Below are 21,039 nucleotides of genomic sequence, written 5' to 3'. Positions count from 1 at the left end.
TCTATGTTCTGAAGTATATATGAATAATATTATCGCTAGGAGGTAGTTTCGAGGATGACAACACCCGTACAGACCGCTTCACGTCGACAGCTCGTCGCAGACGCTGAACGTGGAATCCGGATGAACTATCGTGGAGTGAAAAAAAATCTCCGTTCGATGTTCTCACAGTATTTAACCCGCAATGAATTCTTCATTCTACGTTCTCTTTGTCAACAGAGTCCTCAAATCGCCTCTGCTCTGTCAAATGAGTTTCAATTTTCAGCTTCGATGATCACTGCGCTTGCCGATGAGTTGACGAAAAAAGGGTTGATTTCTCGCGAACGCAGCGAGCGTGACCGCCGTGTCGTTGAACTTCAGGCAACGGATGAAGGTCGTGAGTTGTTTGAGACATTAGAGAGCATGAAGATTGAATATTTGATGGATGTCTTCACTGATTTTTCAGATGACGAACTTATTTTACTTTCAAAATTATTAGATCGTATGGATGCTTAATCCGACTATAGCCCTTCACCGTAAAGGTGAAGGGCTATTTTTTGCGAAAAAAAGAGATGCGACCCATCGGTCAGCATCTCTTCATCTTTACGTTTCAATCAGGTGTGCCGTGACCACGATCCGGTCCCGATACCCAAGATTCTCGTCATACGGTCCTGCACAAGTGATCAATTGAATCCGCTTTGACTGAGTCGCCGCAAAAATGGAAGCGAGCGGCACTTGCTCGAGGCGATACTGTTTCACACTGACCACTTCATACGTTGCGACTTGGTCTTTCCGTTGGAGCGTCACCAGTTCTCCGATCGGAAGTTGATCCAGATTCGCAAAGATAGCTGGACCATTCAGATCATCTAGATGACCCGATAGGACGACATTCCCCGTTGCGCCTGCTTTGGCTCCGTATTGATACCAACCGACTTGATTCACGTCAGACGGTGTGTCCATTCTTCCGGCCTCATCCTTCCCGACCGCTTCAATCGATGTATCAACATCGATTGAGGGAATGATCAGCCGGGCAGGGACGAAACTGTTCGAATGAAACGTTTGTCGATCTACCTGCTTCGAGGTCAAGACCTGCGGTTCGGCAAATTCAGCCGTTGGCATCACGAACGGTTTGTCAGGAGCTTCCGCTTGAGCGCTCCATACGAGAAATGTGATTGTTCCTAAGAAAATCAGTTTAAGCGTCTTGCTTCTGACGACGAAAGACGTAGAATCCAGCTGCTGCCGCTCCAACCACTGCTGCTGCGAGCAACCAGTTCATTGAAGCTGTTTGAGCAAGACCACCTTGTCCTGTTTCAGGAGCCATCGCCATTTCCCCACCATCAGCGGCGAGAAGGACTTCAAACGCTGGTTCTCCTTCAAGGAGTCCGATTGCGAATGCTGTATAGTTTTTGCCACCTTCGAGTGCGACACCGTCAAGTGCTTTGACAACGTCAGTCGCTCCAGCCGGGCGTACTTCAAGGTCATACGTTCCAGCATCGAGTGTGCCGTAATCACTTACTGCTTTGAACTCGAGGTTTGAGAAGAGTGGGTCGCCACCTTTAGGTGCGACATCAACCGCTGGTGCATCTGGTGCGAAGTGAGCGACACGAACTTTCGATTTACCATCTTCAAAGTTTGCATCGTCTTCCATTGCAGCGATTTCGATGTTTTCAAGTTGACCGATCGCAGCGGCTGTATAGAACTTGCCTGCCTCAATTGAGAGGTCTGCTGCGACGACGACTGTTTCAGCGTCACCTGCCGGCTTGATTTCAACGTTGTAATCCCCTGCAGGAAGTGTCAAGTAGTCTGTGAGATCCTTGAATTCTGCTCCCTCGACCGCGACTTCCCCATCCACGTACACGTCAACTGCCGGTGCATCAGGTGAAGCATGTAGCACACGGACCATCGCATTTTCATGTCCATCCGCGCTAACCGGTAAGACGAAAGCGAAAGCCAGTGCTAGAGTACCCAGTAAAGACATCAACTTCTTCATGTGAAATTTCCTCCTTTTGATCTTTGGTAACCCACGACTTGCATACAACAAATGTGATGCAGTGCTACATGGTGTGCTACATCTGATTGCTATGTAGCTCGGTGACATCTTAAACTTAAGACAATCCGACAATGACGTAAAGGGGACACTATGCCCTGAATGTGCTCCGATATGCTAACGGACGAAAGCGCTACCTTTACATAAAATGTAGTTCCCTTCCACCCAAATATAAAACCACTCAGTCTGCGACTAAGTGGTTTTGTTTGCCCATTCGATATCATTGACAAAGACGGCATCGACTTGAAGCGCTAAACAACGCTCCAGTTGGTGTTGTGTTTTAATCGTATATGGTCTGATTGGAATCCCTCGATGTTGCAAGGAGCGTACTTCTTCGTCTGTGATGCGATCGATGTGCGGATGGACCGAATCCGCTCCGACGAATCGAAGATATCCTGAAATGTCATAAAGCGGCTGTGCAAGCAGAATGGCCGCCTCGATATCCGGTCGCATCTGTTTCAATCGGTGAATGGTTTCGTGATTGAATGAGGAAAAGAGAATGCGGGACTCATGAATCCCGGCGGACTCGATCGTATCGATGATGCGAGATTCAATTCCTTCATATCGTAGGACATCCGTCTTCACCTCTAAGTTCAAAATGACCGATTCCTCATTCACAAGGTCGAACAGGTCCTCGAGCGTAGGGATGTGTTCTTCTAGACCATGACGGACTCCAGCATTGAACTGTCTGAGCTCATCATAGGTATAGAGTGAAACTTGCCCTCTTCCGTCAGTCGTCCGCTCGAGCGTCTCGTCATGGATGAGAACGAGGACACCGTCCTTTGTCATGTGAACATCCGTCTCGATTCCGTCTGCCCCGGCCTCGAGTGCGAGCTTGAATGCCGACATCGTATTCTCCGGCCGATGTGCCATCACGCCACGATGTGCAAATCGTTTCATTTGGCAACTGTCTGATATTTTTTGGTCAAATATCGAACGAGTGGTTGGACCGAAATGGCTTGACCTGTCACTTGTTGAATGAGTTCGTTCGGTGTGAGACGTTTTCCATATTGATGAACGTTCTCCTGTAGCCACGCTTTGATTGGTTCGATTTCGCCTTCTGCAATCAACGTCTCAAATTCCGGAAGGGCTGATTTCAACGTTTCCGTCAACTGAGCCGCATAAATTAACCCCAGGGCATAGCTCGGGAAGTATCCGAATGAACCGCCTGCCCAATGGACGTCTTGAAGGACTCCTTTAGCATTTGACGGAACATCGAGTCCGAGATATTCTTTATACTTTTCATTCCATGCTGCAGGAAGCTCATCGACGGACAACGTCCCTTGGATGAGTGCCTTCTCGAGCTCATAGCGGATGATGATGTGTAGACTGTATGTCAATTCGTCAGCCTCGATCCGAATAAGAGATGGTTTCGCTTCATTCACACCTCGATAGAAAGTGTCGAAGTCGATCGCAGCGTATGCAGGATGAAGCGATTGTAGTTTCGGATAGACGCGATGCAAGAACGCTTCGCTTCGTCCGATGAAGTTCTCAAAGAAGAGCGACTGGGACTCATGAATCCCCATCGACGCACCGCCGCCTAGTCCGAGTTCATCGAGCATCGGGTCGATTTGCTGCTCATACGTCGCGTGCCCCGCTTCATGCATCGTACCAAACAGTGCATTTCTGAAATCTGCTTCATCATACTTCGTCGTAATCCGGACGTCGCGGCGGTTGATGGTGATTTCGAACGGATGCACTGTCGCATCCAATCGACCACGTGATAAATCGTAAGCGACGACATTCATCCAGTCATGACAAATGGTTTCTTGAACATCCGCCAGCATCGACCAGTCCATAGAGAGTGATTCTTTTGGTAGCTGCTGAATAAGAGGAACGAGTTCGTCTCGGAGCGAGGCGAACAATTCGTCTAAGAGCTCGACCGTCATGCCCGGTTCGAAATCATAGAGCAATGCATCGTACGGATGTTTCTCATAACCGAAATATTCCGCAAATTTTTGCTGGAATCCGATAATCTTATTAAGGTATGGAGCGAACGCGTCCCAATCATCCTGATCTTTCGCTTTTTCCCACGCCGTCTCAGCTTCTGAGACGAGCGTTACGTAAGCTTGATACTCATCATGCGGAATCTTGGCATTCCGTTCGTATTGCGTCTTCGCGACTTCAAGTGAACGCGCTTCAATGTCAGATAGACCCTCTTCATCCGCCATCCGTTCCAGCAATGAAGCGAACGACTCGCTCGTCTGTCGTTTGAATGCCTCGGTCGACAAATAACCGATTGTCTCTGCCCGGAGCGGTGCCGACTGTTCAGGCATTTGTGTACGCATGTCCCAATATAAGAGAGAGATTGCTTCATCGAAGGCACGCAGTTGTTTAAAATGTTCACGCCATTCTTTTGTTACTTCCATCTGTCTTTCACCCCTATGTGTTATTCTGTTCTCTTTCTACTTTATTATAGCTGTCAACCTTTGCCTACACCAGTTTACAAATCTTCTCGCTTACTGTAGGAAAGTGGTTTTGTGGCAGGACCTTCTAAGACGTTGCCTTTTGCATCGAAACGAGAACCGTGGCATGGACAATCCCATGACCGCTCGGCATTGTTCCATTTCACTGTACAGCCGAGGTGCGTACAGGTCAGGTTGACGACATGGCATTGGTTATCCAAATCTCGATAAACGCCACTCGTCTTGCCATCAACTTGCACGACTCCACCCTCGTCTAGCTGTAGGTCTTTTACATCTTTTCGTTCAAGTAGCCGATCGACTGTCCCTTTCGCAAATTGAGTGACAGTATCTAAGTTCGTTTTAAGAAATGCACTGATATCACTAGATTTAACCGTTTGACGGAGCGGTGAGACCAGATTGACGAATCGGTTCGGACGACCTGTGAGTTGATCAGCGAGCATGGTGCCGGCAGCGATTCCGTTCGTCATCCCCCATTTCGAAAATCCAGTCGCCACAAAGAGATCTGGTTCTCTCTTGAACATTTGCCCTACGTAAGGAAGTCCATCTAAGGTGATAAGATCTTGGGACGACCACCTATGAGATGCCCGATGCGTTCCAAAATGTGCCTGTGCGTCATTCTCCAATCGATCATATCGTAGACGCGTATCTGTGACTTGCCCAGCGGTATGCCCCTCACCTCCAACTAGTAAATAGCTTTTTCCGTTTTCACTATAGGATCGAAACGAGCGATTTTGCTGTCCAACCTCTAAATACATCCCTCTGAGTGGTCGACTCTCCACTTCGCAGGCAACGATATACGATCTTTCGATTGAAAACTTCGACACGTACAACCCGCGCAGGTCATTGAATGGATAGTGGGTCGCAATCACGACTTGATTTCCCTGTACCCTTCTACCGTTAGATGTAGTGACTACTGGACGTGGTCCCTGACTCACTTCCGTCGCTCTAGAATTTTCATAAATCTTTCCTCCGAGACGAACAAAACGTTCAGCTAATTCACGTAAGTATTTCACGGGATGGAATTGAGCTTGGTCATGGATCACCAACGCCTGCTCGATCGAGAACGGGAGAGCCTTTCTCACTTCTTCCGTCGCTTCTCCTCCGTCAATCTTCAAACGACGATACGCATCCAGTTCTTTAGTAAGTTCTTCGTTCGGTTCCCTAGAGTAAAGAAACGATTGTTCATTCGCGTAATCGCAGTCAAACCCTTCTTCAATTTGTTTTTTTAGATAGATGAGCGCTTCTGAGTTGAACTCGTAATATAAACGAGCGATGGACTCATCAAAATGACGAATCAACTTTTGATAAATCGTCCCATGTTGAACGGAACATTTTGCCGTCGTATGTCCCGTCGTCCCATGTCCAATCTCTAACGCTTCTAGAAGCGTCACTTGTTTCCCTCGCTTTTGGAGTTCATAGGCGCAGACGAGTCCCGCAATCCCTGCCCCGATGACGACGACTTCGGTCGATTCCGAAACGGAAAGGGATGGGTACGGCGTCCCAGTATCATGTTGACGCCAAATGGAGTTCGTGAACGGATAACGATGCATGATGCATCCTCCTCTCTAAAAGTGACATCTTTACCCTTATACCCGAAACGCAGTTCTTTCATCGCCGATCAATCATTGACCTAGTTCTTTATTTTATTAGCGAAAAAAAAGAGCGTTTTCTATTATGTTTATAGAGTAACCAAAAAAGGAGGGACTTTTGTTGACCCGTAGAAGGAGACACCGAAGAAGAACGTACATCATGCGAAGAATGATTGCCGCGGTCGTTTTACTCGGAATCATCGCACTGATCCCGACGTTGGTCGGATTTAAACAAGATAAAGAAGCACCGACATTAGCAGAAGCGTCCACACCAAAAGCTGAACCGCTGAAGACAGGTCCGCTTTTCCCGGATATCGACATGGGTTCATGGAGTCCGAGTGAGACGAAGATGATTTCGGATGAGGAAATCTCTGTTGGTGCACTAACTTTCGTCAATGTGACCAAACAAGAGATATTAATCGATAAAAACGCCAATGATCGTGTGTTTCCAGCCAGTACGACCAAATTGATGACGGCACTGCTTGCTTATGAGAAGGCATCTGCAGCGAATGAACTCGACCAACCAATCATTACGATTCAACAGTCGACACTCGATATTCCATGGGACAGCCATATCGCGCATCTTGCCATCGGGGATACATTGACAGTTCGTCAAGCACTTTACGCCACGCTACTTGAATCCGGAAACGATGCTGCGAACAGCCTTGCGGAATACACGAGCGGGTCGACCGAGGCCTTCGTTCAATTGATGAATGATCGAGCAAAGGTTTTAGGATTGACTGGAACGCATTTCGTAAATGCGCATGGCTACTCGGATCCGAATCATTATACGACGGCGAACGACATGGCTAAAATCGCCTTCGCATTCAGTACATACCCGGAGTTGATTGAAATTGCCGGGACTTATGAATTTAAAGCCGAATTTAAAGATAAAGACGGTAACGGCAAACGTCGTTGGTGGTATCACCTCGGTTCATCGGTTAATGAACGAAGTGTCAACTACTCCAAGTTTGTGACCGCCACGAAGACGGGTTATACGGACGAATCCGGATATACCATGGTATTCATCATGAAACATAATACCGAAACTTATATCTTGGTTACGATGCAGGCGAAGTCTGGACAAACATTCCCGACTATGCGACTCGTTGAAGAAATAGCATTCAAATAAAGAAGTAAAGAGCATTCAAAGATGCTCTTTTTCTTATGATTAAAAATATGTTTTCTGAAAATTTTCCCATAAATATTACATTCATGTTACACAGGAAAGTCCTCAGCATTTCAAATATTCAGAATATTTAAACTTTTTATCTGAAAATTTTAGCCTTCATCCGTTGGTATAATGGGCTTTAGAGCCGTTTTTATGAAAAAGTGTCAGTTTGCAATCATTTCAAAGGTTCTGTAAGGTAAAGCACAAGTTCGCATTTTCAACTTTTGTTTTTAACTGTGTGATGTCTTCACACAATCGCGAACGAGTTGATTAAATAGATCTTTTAACTTAATAGGAGGTAATTCAATGCTATGGCAAGAATGGGTATCAATCGCGCTTTATCTCGTGATGATGCTTCTTATCGGATATGTTGCGTATAAACGAACGACCGATTCATCAGATTATATGTTAGGTGGCCGTAAAATGGGGCCAGGCGTTACAGCCATGTCAGCCGGAGCTTCGGATATGAGTGGTTGGATGTTAATGGGACTACCGGGTGCAATGTATGCAACTGGACTATCAGCAATTTGGTTAGCCGTTGGATTGGTCATCGGAGCTTACTTGAACTACTTGTTAGTTGCTCCACGACTTCGCGTCTTCACAGAGATGGCGAACGATTCGATTACGATTCCAGACTTCTTAGAGAATCGGTTCCGAGATCACTCGAACTGGCTACGGATCCTTTCTGCATCCGTCATCATCATCTTCTTCACGTTCTACACGTCAGCTGGACTTGTATCCGGCGGGAAGTTGTTTGAAAGCTCATTCGGATTAAATTATCAGACAGGTGTCATTGTCACAATTAGTGTCGTCATCTTATACACCCTCTTCGGTGGATTCACGGCAGTTAGTTGGACGGACTTCGCACAAGGTGTCATCATGTTCTTGGCGCTCGTGCTCGTACCATTCGTCGCTTTAACAGATATCGGTGGAGTAGACACTGCTGTCAACTCTGCAACGACAATCAATGCCGATTTGTTCGACCTCTTTAAAGGGACGACGACACTCGGGATTATCGGTCTCCTCGCTTGGGGACTTGGTTACTTCGGTCAGCCACACATCATTGTTCGCTTTATGGCAATCCGTGATGTGAAATCATTGAAAACGGCTCGTCGTATCGGGATGAGCTGGATGACAGTATCTATAATCGGTGCCGTCATGACAGGGTTCGTCGGAATCGCTTATTTCCGAGGACAAGGAAATCCACTCGGGGACCCGGAAACAGTCTTCATTCAATTCTCTGAAGTCTTGTTCCACCCGTTCATCACTGGTTTCTTATTGGCAGCCATCCTTGCTGCGGTCATGTCGACGGTATCGTCGCAATTGCTCGTCACATCATCTGCATTGACAGAAGACTTCTATCGTAAATTCTTCAACAAAGATGCAAGTGAGAAGACGATGGTCCTTGCCGGACGTGTTGGTGTCTTGCTAGTAGGAGTTGTAGCGACGCTCATGTCACTCAACCCATCAAGTACAATCCTCACACTCGTCGGATATGCATGGGCTGGATTCGGTTCTGCATTTGGACCAGCAATCCTCTTGTCACTTTACTGGAGCAAGATGACGCGTCAAGGTGCCCTCGCTGGTATCCTCGTCGGTGCCATTACCGTCATTCTCTGGATCGTCACTGGACTTTCGACAGTCCTTTATGAAATGGTACCTGGCTTCTTCTTGAGTATGTTGGCAATCGTGCTTGTCAGTAACTTTACTAGCCAGAAAGAACAAAAACGCATCAACCGTGAATTCGGTGAAATGGAAGCTGAATTGGCAGCTGCGAAGAAAGAGTAACGATTCACACAAAAACTCGGTTCCCTATAAAGGGACCGAGTTTTTTGTTTTACATCGATGCTGCGATTAACCAGACACGAATCACAAACGGTACGAGAACCAACACGAACATTGCGTTTCGCATCCACCGATTTCGGTTCCAATAGTACGCCATTAGTACGAACGGATGCAATGCGACCAATTCGTATGGATTGAACCAAAACCATGTGAGAATCAGTACGATTAAAAAGTACAATACTGATTTTTCTTTCGACGTTCGGTATTCACGCCACATATCATAGGCGCCTTTAAAGAAAACGATGAATGTTGCAATCCAGAATACGATGACAATCACATTATCAAATCCACTAAACAACTGAGTAACCACCTTTTAGGAAGGATTTTCTACATAAAAACCGCCCCAGTAAATATGACGATACGTAAACTCTTTTCCACTTTCTACAGTAATCACAATTTCATCTTCCGTCAACACGAGGACATGAACCGGTACCTCACCCTTGCGAAGCATCGGGCTAAATAATTGAAACTGTTTGTTCAACCATTTGCGCTCTGAAAAGTTTTGATAGTGATGTAGAGAAAGCATCGGATGGCTCAAGTATGCAGCTCCAACTATTGCGACAGCGATCGGTGGCGCGCCGATTTCCATCATGAACGAGAAGACAAGAACAAGTGATAGCACCCCATACGCGAACTCTACTAATTCCATGAGAGAAGCTCGGCTAGCTATCACATATTGAATCACACGAAACATGAGATACAAGATGATACTGACAATCAAGTACTCAGAGAATGGCGAATGTCGGAACGATACGTCCAAATAGAACAAGACAGGTAACAGTAGGATCCATTTCCATAGATGTAAGGCGAGGTAAAACAATGATTGATCGATGAAACGACGATTGTGTACGAGCCGTTGCATATCCATGTTTCCCACCTCCGCTTTGATGATGTGACCTTACGATACCATTCCCTATTCTTTCGAATGATAACTAGCAATTACACGTCTAACGAAGTTTTTCTTTCCTCTCGATTAACGTCGCATTCAACAGCCCACCAAGCAAGATGACAGAGGCAGCGAGATAGAACCAAATCAATAAGACGATGAACGCACCGAGTTGACCATAAAACTGCTCGTAATTTGCGAATTGTGAATAGTAACTAAACACGTTCGAGACAAGCAGAATCCCTACTGTTGCAAAAGCGGCTCCGGCCCAACTATTTTTAAATGTTCCGGACACACTTGGCAACCACTTATATACAAATACGAATACAGTGAATAGAAGACCTGTTCCGATGATCCATCTGAAGTAAAACCAAATCTGCGCATATGTCGTGACAATCTCATCGATGAACAACACGTATGAAGAGATTTCTCGAAGTGCCGTCTCAATCACAGGGACGAGCAATGAAAATGGCAACACAAACATGAGCGCCAAGGTGATGGCGATATCCTGTAAGACGCCCCTCCAAAAGGCTTTATTACGAACAGCCCGGTAGGCATCGTTCAATGCCCGCACGAGAGATTGTACGGCCATCGATGAGATCCAGAGTGCTGGTAAGATACTGAATGATGCCAATTTCAATTTGGAGTTGTCGAATACGGCTTCAATGTTCCCTTCTAATAGCTTGTAACTGGCTTCAGGCATGATGAGTGATAACGCTTGAATCACATCGCCACTCGTAAACGGTAAAAATCCAACAATACCTAATACGAATAATAAGAACGGGAACGTAGATAAAATGAAATAATAGGCTAACATGGCCGCTTGATCAAAAAAACGTTCAGTAAAAAATCGCTTGACGATTGTCAAAAATACTTGTTTCATCGATACTCTCTACTTTCTTTTTATAATATAATGCGGTATTTGAAATAATAAGTTCAAAATGAAGAGGAAGCCCCTGTTTGCCAGGGACGTCCCATTGATTGATGATCCTTCAACTAATTTCTTCTTTCTTTGTTTCCCACGCTTCAATATGTTCTTTACCAGGAAGTTCGACACCATCTTTAAAGAATTCCGGGTCTCTTCCTTCTTTCTTTTGGACCATATAGTCGTCGAGGAGTGTCTTGGCAACTTTACTCAATCGGAAAATCGCATACATGTTGACGAGTGCCATCAAGCCCATAAAGATGTCGGCAATCGACCAGACGAGTCCCGCAGATCGCACCGACCCGAACATGACCATCCCGACAACAGCAATCCGATAGATTATCAAATATCGCTTCTTCTCAGATATGAACTCGATGTTCGTCTCTCCATAATAATAATTGGCCAAAATCGAACTGAAGGCAAAAAGTAAGATGGCGACAGTCATGAGAGTCGTCGCAATCGGTCCGATTTCAACGAGAAGCGCCTCTTGGGCAAACTCAATCCCTTGGAAAGCTTCAGAGCCTTCCACTCCTGAAATGAGGACAATCATCGCCGTTGCGGTACAGATGAACAAGGTGTCGACGAATACGCTAAGCGATTGAATCAATCCTTGCTTGACCGGGTGACTCACCTCAGCGGTAGCTGCGGCGTTCGGGGCAGACCCCATACCTGCCTCGTTCGAGAAGAGACCACGTCGAATTCCTTGGAGGACGGCTGCACCGACCGCACCACCGAACAACTGTTGGAAACCGAGGACACCTTCAGAGAAGATGGCGGAGAACACCTGTGGCACGACATCAAGATTCGTAAGGACGACCCAAATGGCAAGTAAGATATAACCGCCCGCCATGATTGGTACAATGATTCCCGATAAGGTCGAGATGGAACGAATCCCACCGAAGATGACGATAGCGGTGACAACGGACAAGATGATGCCGACCCAGACCGTATCGATCTCAAATACGTTATTCACGGAGAGTGCGATTGTATTCGCCTGGACGGAGTTAAACGCAAAACCGAACGCGAACGTAATCAAAATAGCAAATACGATGCCTAACCAGCGTGCACCGAGAGCCCGCTCAATATAGTACGCCGGACCACCGCGCCACGCCTTGCCGTCATGCACTTTATACACCTGGGCGAGCGTACTTTCAACAAACGCCGAAGCTGCTCCGATCAAGGCGATGAGCCACATCCAAAATACTGCCCCGGGACCTCCTAAGGCAATGGCCGTCGATACGCCGGCGATGTTCCCCGTACCGACACGGGCAGCCGTTCCGATGGCGAACGCTTGGAAAGATGAGACCTGTCCTTTCTCATGCTTGATTCCTTTCACGAATAAGAGTTTAAACATTTCCGGTAACATTCGAAATTGAACGAACCCCATCCGAATCGTAAAATAAAGACCTCCTGCAATCAATACGAAGATGAGAAGGTACGACCATAAATAGTCATTGATTTGCATAATCAGTTCACGAATATCCAACGAAATCGCCTCCTTTTATCGGGTTTTTACCCGGTCTGAATATGACGGAAACAGTATGTTCACCGCACTTCCTTTAGAATCTCTTCACAGAGACGATGTGTCTCGAGACTGTCTTCCGCGACAACGGAGGCGTTCGGTTCCCCACGAAGTAAACGTAAGAAGTCTTCCACAAGGTCGATAAACCCTCGACGTTTCAAATTCGACTCCCATGGGTCGAGTGACCATTCCTTCACACCGTCTCGTCCATAGTCTGTAATCCGCTCCACATCACGCGTGACCCGCTTCACGGTCGGTGACATGACCTCCATCACTTCTTCGGTACAACCGTTGTCTCGGTTCATCCAACCGATTGCCTCGATTCCCCCTGCCTTGAAATGAATCATCACTTGTTTCAGCACATCCCCTTCAAATCGAGGTGTGACACGTAAACGTTCGACAGGCTGAAGATCGGTCAAATAACGGAGCGTATCGACGACATGCACGAAATCCTCAATCACAAATTCGCGGAGCGTTGCCTGTTTATACGTTCTGTTCTTTTGAATGAAGACCATATTTTTTTCTTCAATTTGTTTGAGTGCCTGCGTGGCCGTGGCAAATCGGCGATTGAAGCCTGTGACGAGATGGACGCCATTCTCTTTAGCAAGTGCGACGAGTCGCTCCGTCTCTTCAAGAGTGAACGTGATCGGTTTGTCGATGAAGACATGCTTCCCTTGCCGCAGACAATACTCGGCTTGCTCATAATGGACAGCTGTCGTCGAATGAATCATGACGGCATCGATTTCTGTCATCGGCACGGCGTGTAGGTCTGAGTACCCTCCTTTGAAACGAAAGGTCGAGATGATATCGTGTAACTTCTGTTCATCCCTTGAGACGAGATACACATCAACGTCCTTTAATCCGGCATATACAGGTAGATATGCTTTTTTGGCGACATCCCCGATGCCCACTACTAAAATATTCATTTGCTCACTCCTCCAATATTATGTAGAAAGCCCGAAGCGATTGCCTCGGGCTCACGTAATAGATACAATCTCAAAACTTGTGATCGGTTCACGAATCGCGTCAGATACAATCTGGTAAGCCGCATGTAATTCTTCTTGATTATTTAAGTCCGGCACACGGTCCATTTCTACCTCGACCGTCCGAGTGTTCTGTTCTTTCACATGTAACTGATATTCGACTGTATACTTTTCCATCATCTGTCCCCCTCTAATTATACATATGTTATGTATATCCTGTTACACGGATGATGAAACAAGTGAGTTTGTTCTAAGAAAACAGAAAAATGACCGCTCAGGTGAACGGTCATGGATTCATCATTCTGATTTCGGTTTTGCGTCACGGTCCGGACGTGGGCGACGCTTTCCGAAGTACTGGTAATATTGCGTCTCGATATTTCCGTTGTACAGCTTCCGACGCTTCGTCGCCGGGCGCCCGTATGCCTTCTCGAAGTCTTCATAACTCGTCAACATGTAGACGCTGTAACCAGGGTATTTCGCATATTGCTCTCCGATTCGCTCGTACAAGTCGATAATTTCTTCTTCTGACTGAAGTCGTTCCCCATAAGGTGGGTTTCCGATGATGACCCCGTACTCTTCTTTCGGCTTCAGTGCGGCTGCGTCACTATGGACGAACGTGATTGCATCACGAACATCAGCGAGTTCCGCATTGTCTTTTGCAAGTTTCACCATCCGCGGATCGAGGTCGATTCCATAGATTTTTAACGGTTTATCCCACTCCGCCTTCTCATTCGCTTCATTGATTGCCGCATACCAGGCTTTTTTCGGGATGCATGTCCAATCCTGTGCGAAGTATTCACGGTTGATACCCGGCGCGATATTTCGTCCAATCATCGCCGCTTCGATGGCGAGCGTCCCTGAACCTGTAAATACGTCATAAAACGGCATGTCCGGACGCCAGTTTGTCAATTGAATCATCGCCGCTGCCATCGTCTCTTTGAGTGGAGCTTGCGAATGAAGCTCACGGTAGCCTCGACGGTGAAGTGGACCGGACGTATCGATCGTGATGGTCGCCACATCTTTCAAAAGAGCGACTTCGATTGGGAATTTCGCGCCTGACTTCGGCAACCATTCTCCCTCTTTACGATAGCCGCGTTGCATCGCTTCAACGATCGCCTTCTCCGTGATTTTCTGACAGTCACGAATCGAGAACAGCTTTGATTTGACCGAGCGTCCGTCGACCGTGAACGCCGCGTCCCACGGCATGAGGTCGGTCCATGGTAACGCTACGACCCCGTCAAACAATTCTGTAAACGTTGTCGCCTTGAACTCGGCAACGACGAGTTTGACCCGGTCTGCTGTCCGCAACCACATGTTCAGACGTGGGATGTCTTCCATTTCCGCGTCGATATAAATCCGTCCGTTCTCGACTTCGCACGTGTATCCTAAATCCCTTACTTCTTTTGCCACAAGTGCCTCGATTCCCATCGCTGCCGTCGCAATCAGTTTACGTTTTGCCATCTAAATCGCCTTCCTTCTACATAAATATCTTTCAGTCATTTTGTAAGTTGTAAAAAAATCATGAAAAAAGGAGCTCAAGTATATGTGCTTGAACTCCTTGTCGTTGTCAGTTGAGACTATGTTGTCCTGTAAGCCATGTTCTGTACTCCGGTGCTCATAGCGGTCTCCCTGGCACGATGGAGTGACAATCATCTATCTGCGCACATCGGCGCCCTCCGTCCCGTTCGATTCCGGTCTGGAAGTTCCCCTACCATAGTTTGGGTTTCTCGCTCGTGGGGTTTACCTCGTTCCACTCTGAACGTTTCCGATCAGACTCCGTCACTGTGGCACTTTCAAGAAGCGGACACCATATCCGAGGACTTAGGTGTTTCTTCTGCCGTCAACTTGCGTTGCCTACACTTATCGTTTCGTGTAGCACGATCACTACAGCCATCACAGGCTGTGCGAGCATGGACTTTCCTCAAGACTTGCGTCCCGCGATTGTCCAGACTTCATAGTCACTTCAACCATTGTAGCTGAAATTTGAACGGTTGACAACTTAAATTCGAAACTTGATTTTACGTTCAGTCAGCGCTAAAATAAGGCGTGTTCATTGAATAAGGAGGGATTTTGATGCATCAGGATGCAAAAAACGGTTGGATTCAACGTCTGACTTATGTAATAGAAATCGATGACATTAAAGTGCTCCACCCGAACAACGGCGTGTTCGCCTTCTACCGAAATAATCGTCTCGTCCGAGGGTTTGAACCGTTCGACATCAAGGCACCGAACGAACTCTCGAAACGACCTTATCATTTTGACCATCATAATTTAGCACATCTCGAGGAGCGCTTCCCGGACGCCATTCCAGTGTTCGATGAAACGCATGAGACGCGTCGCGCTTGGAGCGACCGTGTCCGAGTCGGTCTTTGCGAAATCATCCGAGATGGGAAACTCAGTTTCGAGCATATTGATGACCAAGGGAACGTATTAGAAGCGAGTATCCGTTGGTGTGGAGAAGCCATCACCATCGATTAAATAGAAAAAGCCGTCTCTCCGTTAGGAGCAGGCGGCTTTTTATCTTACAAGGTCTCTGTGACCGGAGGCTCGTCTTCGATGATCGGTGGCTCAAAAGATGTCGTCACCACTTTTTCGCGAAGGTCCGTCGGTTTAAGGATGACCGTCAGCTTCTGTGTCGTATTCCCTCTTACCGGAAATGTCCCGGCGATGTGGAGCGCTTCGTACAAGACCTTCCCATTTGAATCAAGTAACGTGACCGTGCCTTTTCGCGTCGTGTGAATCGAGAACGTCCCTTCTTCCGACACCTTCACAGACACTGCCGTCTTCAACGTGTTGACATAATCAATCGTTCGGCTCGTGTATCGCTTATGTTTTCCATCCGTGACTTGACCGACGATGCGATATTGTCCGCTCGGTAACCAATCCCCGCTCGAATACATCGTGAACGACCGATTTGGTGTGAGCGTCTTGACTTTCTTGTTCCCTTGATACAGTGTGAACGAGGACTTTAAGTTCGAATGGTTCATAACACTCAACTTGACATCATTCACGTATCGACTCTTCCACACCGAAGGGGCAGAGATGTGAATAGGGCGAGCCGTTGCCTCTAGCAGTTTCATCGCATTCAATTCCGTATAAGACTTTCCGGAGGCTTTTGACATCTTCGCAATCAACTGGTCGATCTCACCAGGTGTCAAATAAGGATTGATCGATTTGACGAGCGCGAGGCTCGCCGTGACCATCGGTGCCGCCATCGAGGTCCCGTCCATAAAGATAAAGCGGTTGTTGATTCCTAGAGAGAGGATGTTCACACCTGGCGCCACGATTTTTACGCGATCGTCCATATTGCTAAAGCTCGCGAGACGATGTCTAGAATCGATTGCACCGACCGCGATTACCTCTTTCATGTTTGCAGGAAAATTAATCGTCTGTTTTCGATCATTTCCAGATGATGCGACGATAATGACCCCTTTCGCCCTTGCCCGTTTAATCGATGTGGCCAAACGACTATCATAATCATCCCCTCCAAGCGAGAGGTTGATGATGTTCGCCCCTTTCGCTACAGCCGTATCCACTGCATTGGCGACCGTCCAAGAGTCTGTTTTATCTGAATTCACCCCGTAGAACACATTATAAAAGTGATAGCGGACGTTCGGCGCGAGTCCGGCGATCCCAAAACGGTTATGTTTCCCGGCCATGATCCCAGCGGTATGTGTGCCATGAATATCCGCAGTGTATGGACCTTTCATGGAATTGACGACACGAGGAACGTTCTTCAAATCCGTATGGTTACGGTCAGCTGACGAGTCAATCAGCGCCACAACGATATCAGTTGCGCCTCTCGTCTTATTCCAGGCCAAATCCATACCGATTTGCTTCACATAATATTGGCTCGTGACTTGTGGTTCTGAGACGACGTAACCATGTTTCTTAAGGATGACCGGCTGTGCTGCATCTACTCCGACCGGCAGTAAAAGGGCAATCGCTGTCAAAAGGGCAATCTTTTTCATTCCTTCCGCTCCATTCCAAACTGATAAAGTGACTCCATTATCTCAAACTTTGGATTAGATTTCCCTTTTTTTGAATAAAAAGTTGTCGCTAAGTTTACCAATAGCTCGGCTCATCCGGGTGCAGCATATCAAACTCGACAATCCGTCCAATCGTCAAGTACGTATAGTAGCGCGCCAGTTCCACCCGGCTTGGGTCGGGACGGAATCCCTCGAGGTCCTCTCCAAGTGGAGACCCGTCAATGGTCTCAAACTGCTGGCAAAAAAAAGACTCCGTTTCAGCGTCCCAGACGATGCGATCTCCGATATATCCGCTTCCGAAGCGAATGTAATCGATGATCGACGGAACGATGACTTCTGCTGGCAAGCGTTCGCTCATCCGACCAACGAGTTCATATCGCAGACGATCTGCCTGATCGGCTTCCTCAAGGGATGCACATTTGAGTACTTCTTTATTGATTTCAATCAATACGACATAATCCCCAGATTCGATGGAGAGCTTCATTGCCTCACCTCACTTTTTCATTCCTACATCCGATTCTCTACAAGTCATTATTCGAGATAAATGGTGGGAATCCTGTCCATTCCTCATTTTTTTCCAAATCGCAGTTGAGTTCACAACATTCTAACTGTTTTTGTTATACTAATCATATGAATTAAGAGAGGAAGTGCACCATGGCCAAACGACCGCTGACCCCTCGAGAAAGTGAGTTGATTGCGACCGCGTTATTTGTTGTCGGAAGCGTTCCCTATTCAGGACATATCGATCGTCTCGAATCCCTCACCTTACGTGATATCGCTGATGACTATTTGAATGGAACTGCCACTTCCGCAGACGCGATCGACGCACTCGACCAATACATCTACGTCCGGCGTCATCGTTTTAAAAACGTGACCCCTCACAACCTTTGGACATTGGATGATCGGACTGAACAAGAAGCATTGCGTCATATTTCCAAACGACCCGAATTGAAAAAGGGTCAGACGTTGAATAAACGGAATCAACCGTTTCAAGCAGGACAAGAAATCGAGTTCAAGGTGGACAAACATGTCGACCGTGGACAATTCCGCATCTACATCGGAAAACTTCAAGGGTATACGTGTAAAGCCCAGTCAAAAGAACGTGAAAAGCTGAAGTCAGTGTCAGGATGGATCACACATATTGACCCGAAAGACCGATTGGTATTTGTCAACGTGACAGACTTCGGACGGATGCCAATCGAACCTGCAATGAAACAAGAACTTGAATCGATGAGCGCTTCGATGCTCGGTTGGTTCGCCACGGCAACAATCCCTTCTGAAGAAGAATCGCTCCTTGCCAAACGGATGATTGCCACGTTGCAGCGACGCGATCAACCGTATTGGTTCACGCTGACGACCGCGTTGAACCACCCTCGTCCAGAACATGTGAAACGCTGGGGAACAGTCGTGAATCTTCTCGTCAAAGCGAGTAACGGTGACCAAAAGGCCATCCAAACATTAGAGACACAAGAAGACAAATACTTTAAGGATGCGTTCATCCGCGCCCTCCGTGCCCTTCATCAAGAGATGACGAAGCAATAAAGCTGATACGATTCGAGGTGACTCCGCATGGGTCACCTCGTTTCGTGTCGAACCTATTTAGGAAAGGAACGACCGCTATGCGTATACTCATCGTAGAAGACGACCCCTCCATTTTACGCCTTGTGAAAGAAACGTTCGAGGATGCGGGTCATGAGGTGTTGACAGCGACCGACGGGAACACAGGCGAAGAACGTTTCACGATGCAACCAATCGATGCCGCGATTGTCGACATCATGCTCCCAGGGCTTGACGGTCGTGAATTGTGTCGACGACTCAAGGCGACTCTCGATATTCCCGTCATTTTACTAACTGCTCTCGATGAATGGGAGGATAAGCGTCAAGGATTCGTTCATGGGGCAGACGACTATGTGACCAAACCCTTCATCCCTGAGGAGTTACTCTTTCGATTGCAAGCCGTCTCGCGACGTTATCAACGTTCTGCCGCTTCACAAATTCAAGCCGGTCCTCTTCGACTCGATTTAAGAGAATACGAGGTGACGCTTGAGGGTCAGCTGTTCTATCTCCCTAAAAAAGAGTTTGAACTATTATTTCAACTCGCCTCTTTTCCGGGAAGAGTGTATCGTCGTGAGGAGTTAATTGATTTGGTATGGGGATTTGATTTCGAGGGGGATGAGCGAACAGTTGATGTTCATATCAAGCGACTTCGTAATCGGTTCGATCACCCTGCTTTGTCGATTCGAACCGTACGAGGTGTCGGATACTCGCTCGAGGTGAACGGATGAAGACACTCTACACGCGAATCATCGTCACGATGTTCTTGATTTTACTTCTATCCGGAGCCATCTCCCTGTTGATCAGCAATGTGGCTTATTACAAGTGGTGGCAACCTTCCTATAGCGAGAAGACGGAACGGGTCGCCAAAATAGCGGAGTCGTATGTCGAGAACCATACCGATTTAGACTATGATGCCTTCTATACTTTCTTAGCTGCGACCGGATATCAACTGGTCGTCGTGGATGCGACTGACGAACGTCGACGTTTTGGCGGTGCCTTTCGGGATGAGACTATCTCTGACACAGTGATTCAATCTGTTCGGAACGGGGCTCCATATCAGGGAATGCGTGACTTTCCGTTTCATCTCTTCTTGCTCGGATTGTTCGATAACGAACTGACGAACACATATGGATTTACACTTGAAAACGGGGACGTCATCTTTATTCGTCCGGATTTGAGTGCCCAAATCCGCGAGTTACATCTGTTCGTCGGTCTATTTTTCGCACTCGTCACCCTCTTGGCATTTGGCTTGATTGCCATCTCGACAAGGTCCCTGGTCCGCCCGTTACAGACGCTCACGAATGCGACCACATCCGTCGCCATGCGTAAAGCTCCGGAACATCTCCCCGTCGAGCGTCAAGATGAAATCGGAACGTTGGCACGACAATTTCAAAACATGTCAAATGAGATCGATCGTACCGAAGCGAGACAGCGACGATTCGTTTCGAATGTCTCCCATGAATTTCAATCTCCTTTGACCTCCCTAGGTGGCTATGCAGAAAAATTAGCTGACGGTACGGAAGGTGAATCAAGAGAATATGCGCGTGTCATCGAACAGGAGACGAAGCGTCTATCCCAATTGACGAAACAACTGCTGCTTTTATCACGATTGGATGAAAATCCCCCGATTCTCGAGACGAACGTGAATGTGCTTCAATCGGTATCCGAAGTCATTCAAACGAACGCTTTCATTCTTGATCAAAAAGGGATCGCCGTCGTTACCGACATCCCACAAGACGTAGTCTTGAAGAGTGACCCGGTTCTACTCGCACAAGTTTGGAACAATGTATTGATGAACGCCGTTCATGCTTCCCATGATGGAGGCACAATTCACATCACCTGTACCGTCGACCCAGGTATCGTCATCTCGGTTACGGATGAAGGGGTTGGGATGGACGACGAGACAAAAGAGCACCTGTTCGACCGCTTCTATCGCGGGGACACGGCTCGAACGACTCAAGGGACAGGTCTCGGTCTTGCCATCACCTCAGATATCATCGACCTACATGGCGGAAACATCACAGTCGAGTCAAACCTCGGAACCGGCACCACGGTTCATTTACATTTTTGATGTCGTTCATATTCTGTTCATATTGATTACGTACACTTCCTTCATCAGCACT

21 protein-coding genes and 1 other RNA gene are annotated in these 21,039 nt (G+C 47.2%); 7 read left to right on the top strand and 15 right to left on the bottom strand.

Going from position 1 to position 21,039, the window contains the following annotated elements:
- The first annotated feature begins 54 nt into the window (after window positions 1–54).
- Window positions 55–492 (top strand): MarR family winged helix-turn-helix transcriptional regulator, encoded by a 438-nt coding sequence (locus KNO79_RS06385; RefSeq protein ID WP_012726357.1) that lies wholly within the window; start codon window positions 55–57, stop codon window positions 490–492.
- 87 nt (window positions 493–579) lie between these two features.
- On the opposite strand, the gene KNO79_RS06380 is transcribed toward KNO79_RS06385, so the two are convergent.
- The 5 genes from KNO79_RS06380 to KNO79_RS06360 all read right to left on the bottom strand — a co-directional run bounded on the left by KNO79_RS06380 (window position 580) and on the right by KNO79_RS06360 (window position 5,999).
- Complete coding sequence (locus KNO79_RS06380; protein ID WP_251125240.1) at window positions 580–1,224, bottom strand: class F sortase; 645 nt, start codon at window positions 1,222–1,224, stop codon at window positions 580–582.
- Window positions 1,169–1,966: a DUF4397 domain-containing protein gene (locus KNO79_RS06375; RefSeq protein WP_012726359.1), complete on the bottom strand. Its 798-nt coding sequence runs from the start codon at window positions 1,964–1,966 to the stop codon at window positions 1,169–1,171. The genes KNO79_RS06380 and KNO79_RS06375 overlap by 56 nt, the downstream gene beginning before the upstream one ends.
- Window positions 1,967–2,215: 249 nt before the next feature.
- The gene (locus tag KNO79_RS06370; RefSeq protein ID WP_214690874.1) at window positions 2,216–2,923 is read right to left on the bottom strand and encodes a glycerophosphodiester phosphodiesterase; all 708 of its coding nucleotides are present in this window, start codon (window positions 2,921–2,923) and stop codon (window positions 2,216–2,218) included.
- Window positions 2,920–4,392, bottom strand: a complete 1,473-nt coding sequence (locus tag KNO79_RS06365) for a carboxypeptidase M32 (protein WP_214690873.1) — start codon at window positions 4,390–4,392, stop codon at window positions 2,920–2,922. The genes KNO79_RS06370 and KNO79_RS06365 overlap by 4 nt, the downstream gene beginning before the upstream one ends.
- A gap of 74 nt (window positions 4,393–4,466) precedes the next feature.
- Window positions 4,467–5,999 (bottom strand): FAD-dependent oxidoreductase, encoded by a 1,533-nt coding sequence (locus tag KNO79_RS06360; RefSeq protein WP_214690872.1) that lies wholly within the window; start codon window positions 5,997–5,999, stop codon window positions 4,467–4,469.
- 199 nt (window positions 6,000–6,198) lie between these two features.
- Between KNO79_RS06360 and KNO79_RS06355 the strand changes: the two genes are divergently transcribed.
- Together KNO79_RS06355 and putP are read left to right on the top strand one after the other, a co-directional pair.
- Window positions 6,199–7,170: a D-alanyl-D-alanine carboxypeptidase family protein gene (locus tag KNO79_RS06355; RefSeq protein WP_074036977.1), complete on the top strand. Its 972-nt coding sequence runs from the start codon at window positions 6,199–6,201 to the stop codon at window positions 7,168–7,170.
- Between the two features lie 345 nt (window positions 7,171–7,515).
- Window positions 7,516–8,997 carry a sodium/proline symporter PutP gene (gene putP / locus KNO79_RS06350; protein ID WP_078146955.1) on the top strand — a complete coding sequence of 494 codons (1,482 nt, stop codon included), beginning with the start codon at window positions 7,516–7,518 and terminating at the stop codon, window positions 8,995–8,997.
- 49 nt (window positions 8,998–9,046) lie between these two features.
- On the opposite strand, the gene KNO79_RS06345 is transcribed toward putP, so the two are convergent.
- The 8 genes from KNO79_RS06345 to rnpB all read right to left on the bottom strand — a co-directional run bounded on the left by KNO79_RS06345 (window position 9,047) and on the right by rnpB (window position 15,323).
- The gene (locus tag KNO79_RS06345) at window positions 9,047–9,352 is read right to left on the bottom strand and encodes a hypothetical protein (RefSeq protein WP_214690871.1); all 306 of its coding nucleotides are present in this window, start codon (window positions 9,350–9,352) and stop codon (window positions 9,047–9,049) included.
- Between the two features lie 15 nt (window positions 9,353–9,367).
- Window positions 9,368–9,922, bottom strand: coding sequence for a hypothetical protein (locus tag KNO79_RS06340; RefSeq protein ID WP_214690870.1), 555 nt, complete (start codon window positions 9,920–9,922; stop codon window positions 9,368–9,370).
- Window positions 9,923–10,001: 79 nt separating this feature from the next.
- Window positions 10,002–10,823, bottom strand: coding sequence for a YihY/virulence factor BrkB family protein (locus KNO79_RS06335; protein WP_196430760.1), 822 nt, complete (start codon window positions 10,821–10,823; stop codon window positions 10,002–10,004).
- Window positions 10,824–10,932: 109 nt separating this feature from the next.
- Window positions 10,933–12,351 carry an alanine/glycine:cation symporter family protein gene (locus KNO79_RS06330; protein ID WP_214690869.1) on the bottom strand — a complete coding sequence of 473 codons (1,419 nt, stop codon included), beginning with the start codon at window positions 12,349–12,351 and terminating at the stop codon, window positions 10,933–10,935.
- A 59-nt stretch (window positions 12,352–12,410) separates the two neighbouring features.
- Window positions 12,411–13,313, bottom strand: coding sequence for a Gfo/Idh/MocA family protein (locus KNO79_RS06325; protein WP_214690868.1), 903 nt, complete (start codon window positions 13,311–13,313; stop codon window positions 12,411–12,413).
- A 51-nt stretch (window positions 13,314–13,364) separates the two neighbouring features.
- On the bottom strand, window positions 13,365–13,547 hold the full coding sequence (locus KNO79_RS06320; RefSeq protein ID WP_230872813.1) for a hypothetical protein: 183 nt from the start codon (window positions 13,545–13,547) through the stop codon (window positions 13,365–13,367).
- Window positions 13,548–13,667: 120 nt separating this feature from the next.
- Window positions 13,668–14,831, bottom strand: coding sequence for a THUMP domain-containing class I SAM-dependent RNA methyltransferase (locus KNO79_RS06315; RefSeq protein WP_074036970.1), 1,164 nt, complete (start codon window positions 14,829–14,831; stop codon window positions 13,668–13,670).
- A 124-nt stretch (window positions 14,832–14,955) separates the two neighbouring features.
- Window positions 14,956–15,323: RNase P RNA component class B (gene rnpB / locus KNO79_RS06310), an RNA gene on the bottom strand.
- A 120-nt stretch (window positions 15,324–15,443) separates the two neighbouring features.
- On the opposite strand from rnpB, the gene KNO79_RS06305 reads away from it, so the two are divergent.
- On the top strand, window positions 15,444–15,848 hold the full coding sequence (locus tag KNO79_RS06305) for a hypothetical protein (protein WP_012726372.1): 405 nt from the start codon (window positions 15,444–15,446) through the stop codon (window positions 15,846–15,848).
- Window positions 15,849–15,892: 44 nt separating this feature from the next.
- Here KNO79_RS06305 and KNO79_RS06300 read toward each other — a convergent pair whose 3' ends face one another.
- On the bottom strand, window positions 15,893–17,341 hold the full coding sequence (locus tag KNO79_RS06300) for a S8 family peptidase (protein WP_214690867.1): 1,449 nt from the start codon (window positions 17,339–17,341) through the stop codon (window positions 15,893–15,895).
- A 94-nt stretch (window positions 17,342–17,435) separates the two neighbouring features.
- A complete protein-coding gene (locus KNO79_RS06295; protein ID WP_074036967.1) occupies window positions 17,436–17,843 on the bottom strand; it encodes a hypothetical protein in 408 nt (135 codons plus the stop codon).
- Window positions 17,844–18,013: 170 nt separating this feature from the next.
- On the opposite strand from KNO79_RS06295, the gene KNO79_RS06290 reads away from it, so the two are divergent.
- The 3 genes from KNO79_RS06290 to KNO79_RS06280 all read left to right on the top strand — a co-directional run bounded on the left by KNO79_RS06290 (window position 18,014) and on the right by KNO79_RS06280 (window position 20,987).
- Window positions 18,014–18,901: a hypothetical protein gene (locus KNO79_RS06290; RefSeq protein WP_214690866.1), complete on the top strand. Its 888-nt coding sequence runs from the start codon at window positions 18,014–18,016 to the stop codon at window positions 18,899–18,901.
- Between the two features lie 77 nt (window positions 18,902–18,978).
- Entirely contained in the window at window positions 18,979–19,644 is a 666-nt protein-coding gene (locus KNO79_RS06285; RefSeq protein WP_159562351.1) for a response regulator transcription factor, read from the top strand.
- Complete coding sequence (locus KNO79_RS06280) at window positions 19,641–20,987, top strand: sensor histidine kinase (RefSeq protein ID WP_214690865.1); 1,347 nt, start codon at window positions 19,641–19,643, stop codon at window positions 20,985–20,987. Before KNO79_RS06285 ends, KNO79_RS06280 begins: the two co-directional genes overlap by 4 nt.
- Window positions 20,988–21,039 lie beyond the last annotated feature (52 nt).

Origin of the sequence: Exiguobacterium sp. s43 (genome assembly GCF_018617255.1) — a bacterium.
Classification (GTDB): domain Bacteria; phylum Bacillota; class Bacilli; order Exiguobacteriales; family Exiguobacteriaceae; genus Exiguobacterium; species Exiguobacterium profundum.
The sequence above is the reverse complement of the archived record's forward strand: the minus strand, read 5'-3'. Positions and strand labels throughout refer to the sequence as shown.

What these genes read in the sequence shown, in the direction of transcription:
- KNO79_RS06385 (WP_012726357.1), top strand. Translation starts at nt 55, where the DNA reads ATGACAACACCCGTACAGACCGCTTCACGTCGACAGCTCGTCGCAGAC.
- KNO79_RS06320 (WP_230872813.1), bottom strand. Translation starts at nt 13,547, where the DNA reads ATGGAAAAGTATACAGTCGAATATCAGTTACATGTGAAAGAACAGAAC.
- KNO79_RS06365 (WP_214690873.1), bottom strand. Translation starts at nt 4,392, where the DNA reads ATGGAAGTAACAAAAGAATGGCGTGAACATTTTAAACAACTGCGTGCC.
- KNO79_RS06375 (WP_012726359.1), bottom strand. Translation starts at nt 1,966, where the DNA reads ATGAAGAAGTTGATGTCTTTACTGGGTACTCTAGCACTGGCTTTCGCT.
- KNO79_RS06360 (WP_214690872.1), bottom strand. Translation starts at nt 5,999, where the DNA reads ATGCATCGTTATCCGTTCACGAACTCCATTTGGCGTCAACATGATACT.
- KNO79_RS06285 (WP_159562351.1), top strand. Translation starts at nt 18,979, where the DNA reads ATGCGTATACTCATCGTAGAAGACGACCCCTCCATTTTACGCCTTGTG.
- KNO79_RS06340 (WP_214690870.1), bottom strand. Translation starts at nt 9,922, where the DNA reads ATGGATATGCAACGGCTCGTACACAATCGTCGTTTCATCGATCAATCA.
- KNO79_RS06355 (WP_074036977.1), top strand. Translation starts at nt 6,199, where the DNA reads ATGCGAAGAATGATTGCCGCGGTCGTTTTACTCGGAATCATCGCACTG.
- KNO79_RS06325 (WP_214690868.1), bottom strand. Translation starts at nt 13,313, where the DNA reads ATGAATATTTTAGTAGTGGGCATCGGGGATGTCGCCAAAAAAGCATAT.
- KNO79_RS06300 (WP_214690867.1), bottom strand. Translation starts at nt 17,341, where the DNA reads ATGAAAAAGATTGCCCTTTTGACAGCGATTGCCCTTTTACTGCCGGTC.
- KNO79_RS06280 (WP_214690865.1), top strand. Translation starts at nt 19,641, where the DNA reads ATGAAGACACTCTACACGCGAATCATCGTCACGATGTTCTTGATTTTA.
- putP (WP_078146955.1), top strand. Translation starts at nt 7,516, where the DNA reads ATGCTATGGCAAGAATGGGTATCAATCGCGCTTTATCTCGTGATGATG.
- KNO79_RS06295 (WP_074036967.1), bottom strand. Translation starts at nt 17,843, where the DNA reads ATGAAGCTCTCCATCGAATCTGGGGATTATGTCGTATTGATTGAAATC.
- KNO79_RS06290 (WP_214690866.1), top strand. Translation starts at nt 18,014, where the DNA reads ATGGCCAAACGACCGCTGACCCCTCGAGAAAGTGAGTTGATTGCGACC.
- KNO79_RS06305 (WP_012726372.1), top strand. Translation starts at nt 15,444, where the DNA reads ATGCATCAGGATGCAAAAAACGGTTGGATTCAACGTCTGACTTATGTA.
- KNO79_RS06315 (WP_074036970.1), bottom strand. Translation starts at nt 14,831, where the DNA reads ATGGCAAAACGTAAACTGATTGCGACGGCAGCGATGGGAATCGAGGCA.
- KNO79_RS06335 (WP_196430760.1), bottom strand. Translation starts at nt 10,823, where the DNA reads ATGAAACAAGTATTTTTGACAATCGTCAAGCGATTTTTTACTGAACGT.
- KNO79_RS06370 (WP_214690874.1), bottom strand. Translation starts at nt 2,923, where the DNA reads ATGAAACGATTTGCACATCGTGGCGTGATGGCACATCGGCCGGAGAAT.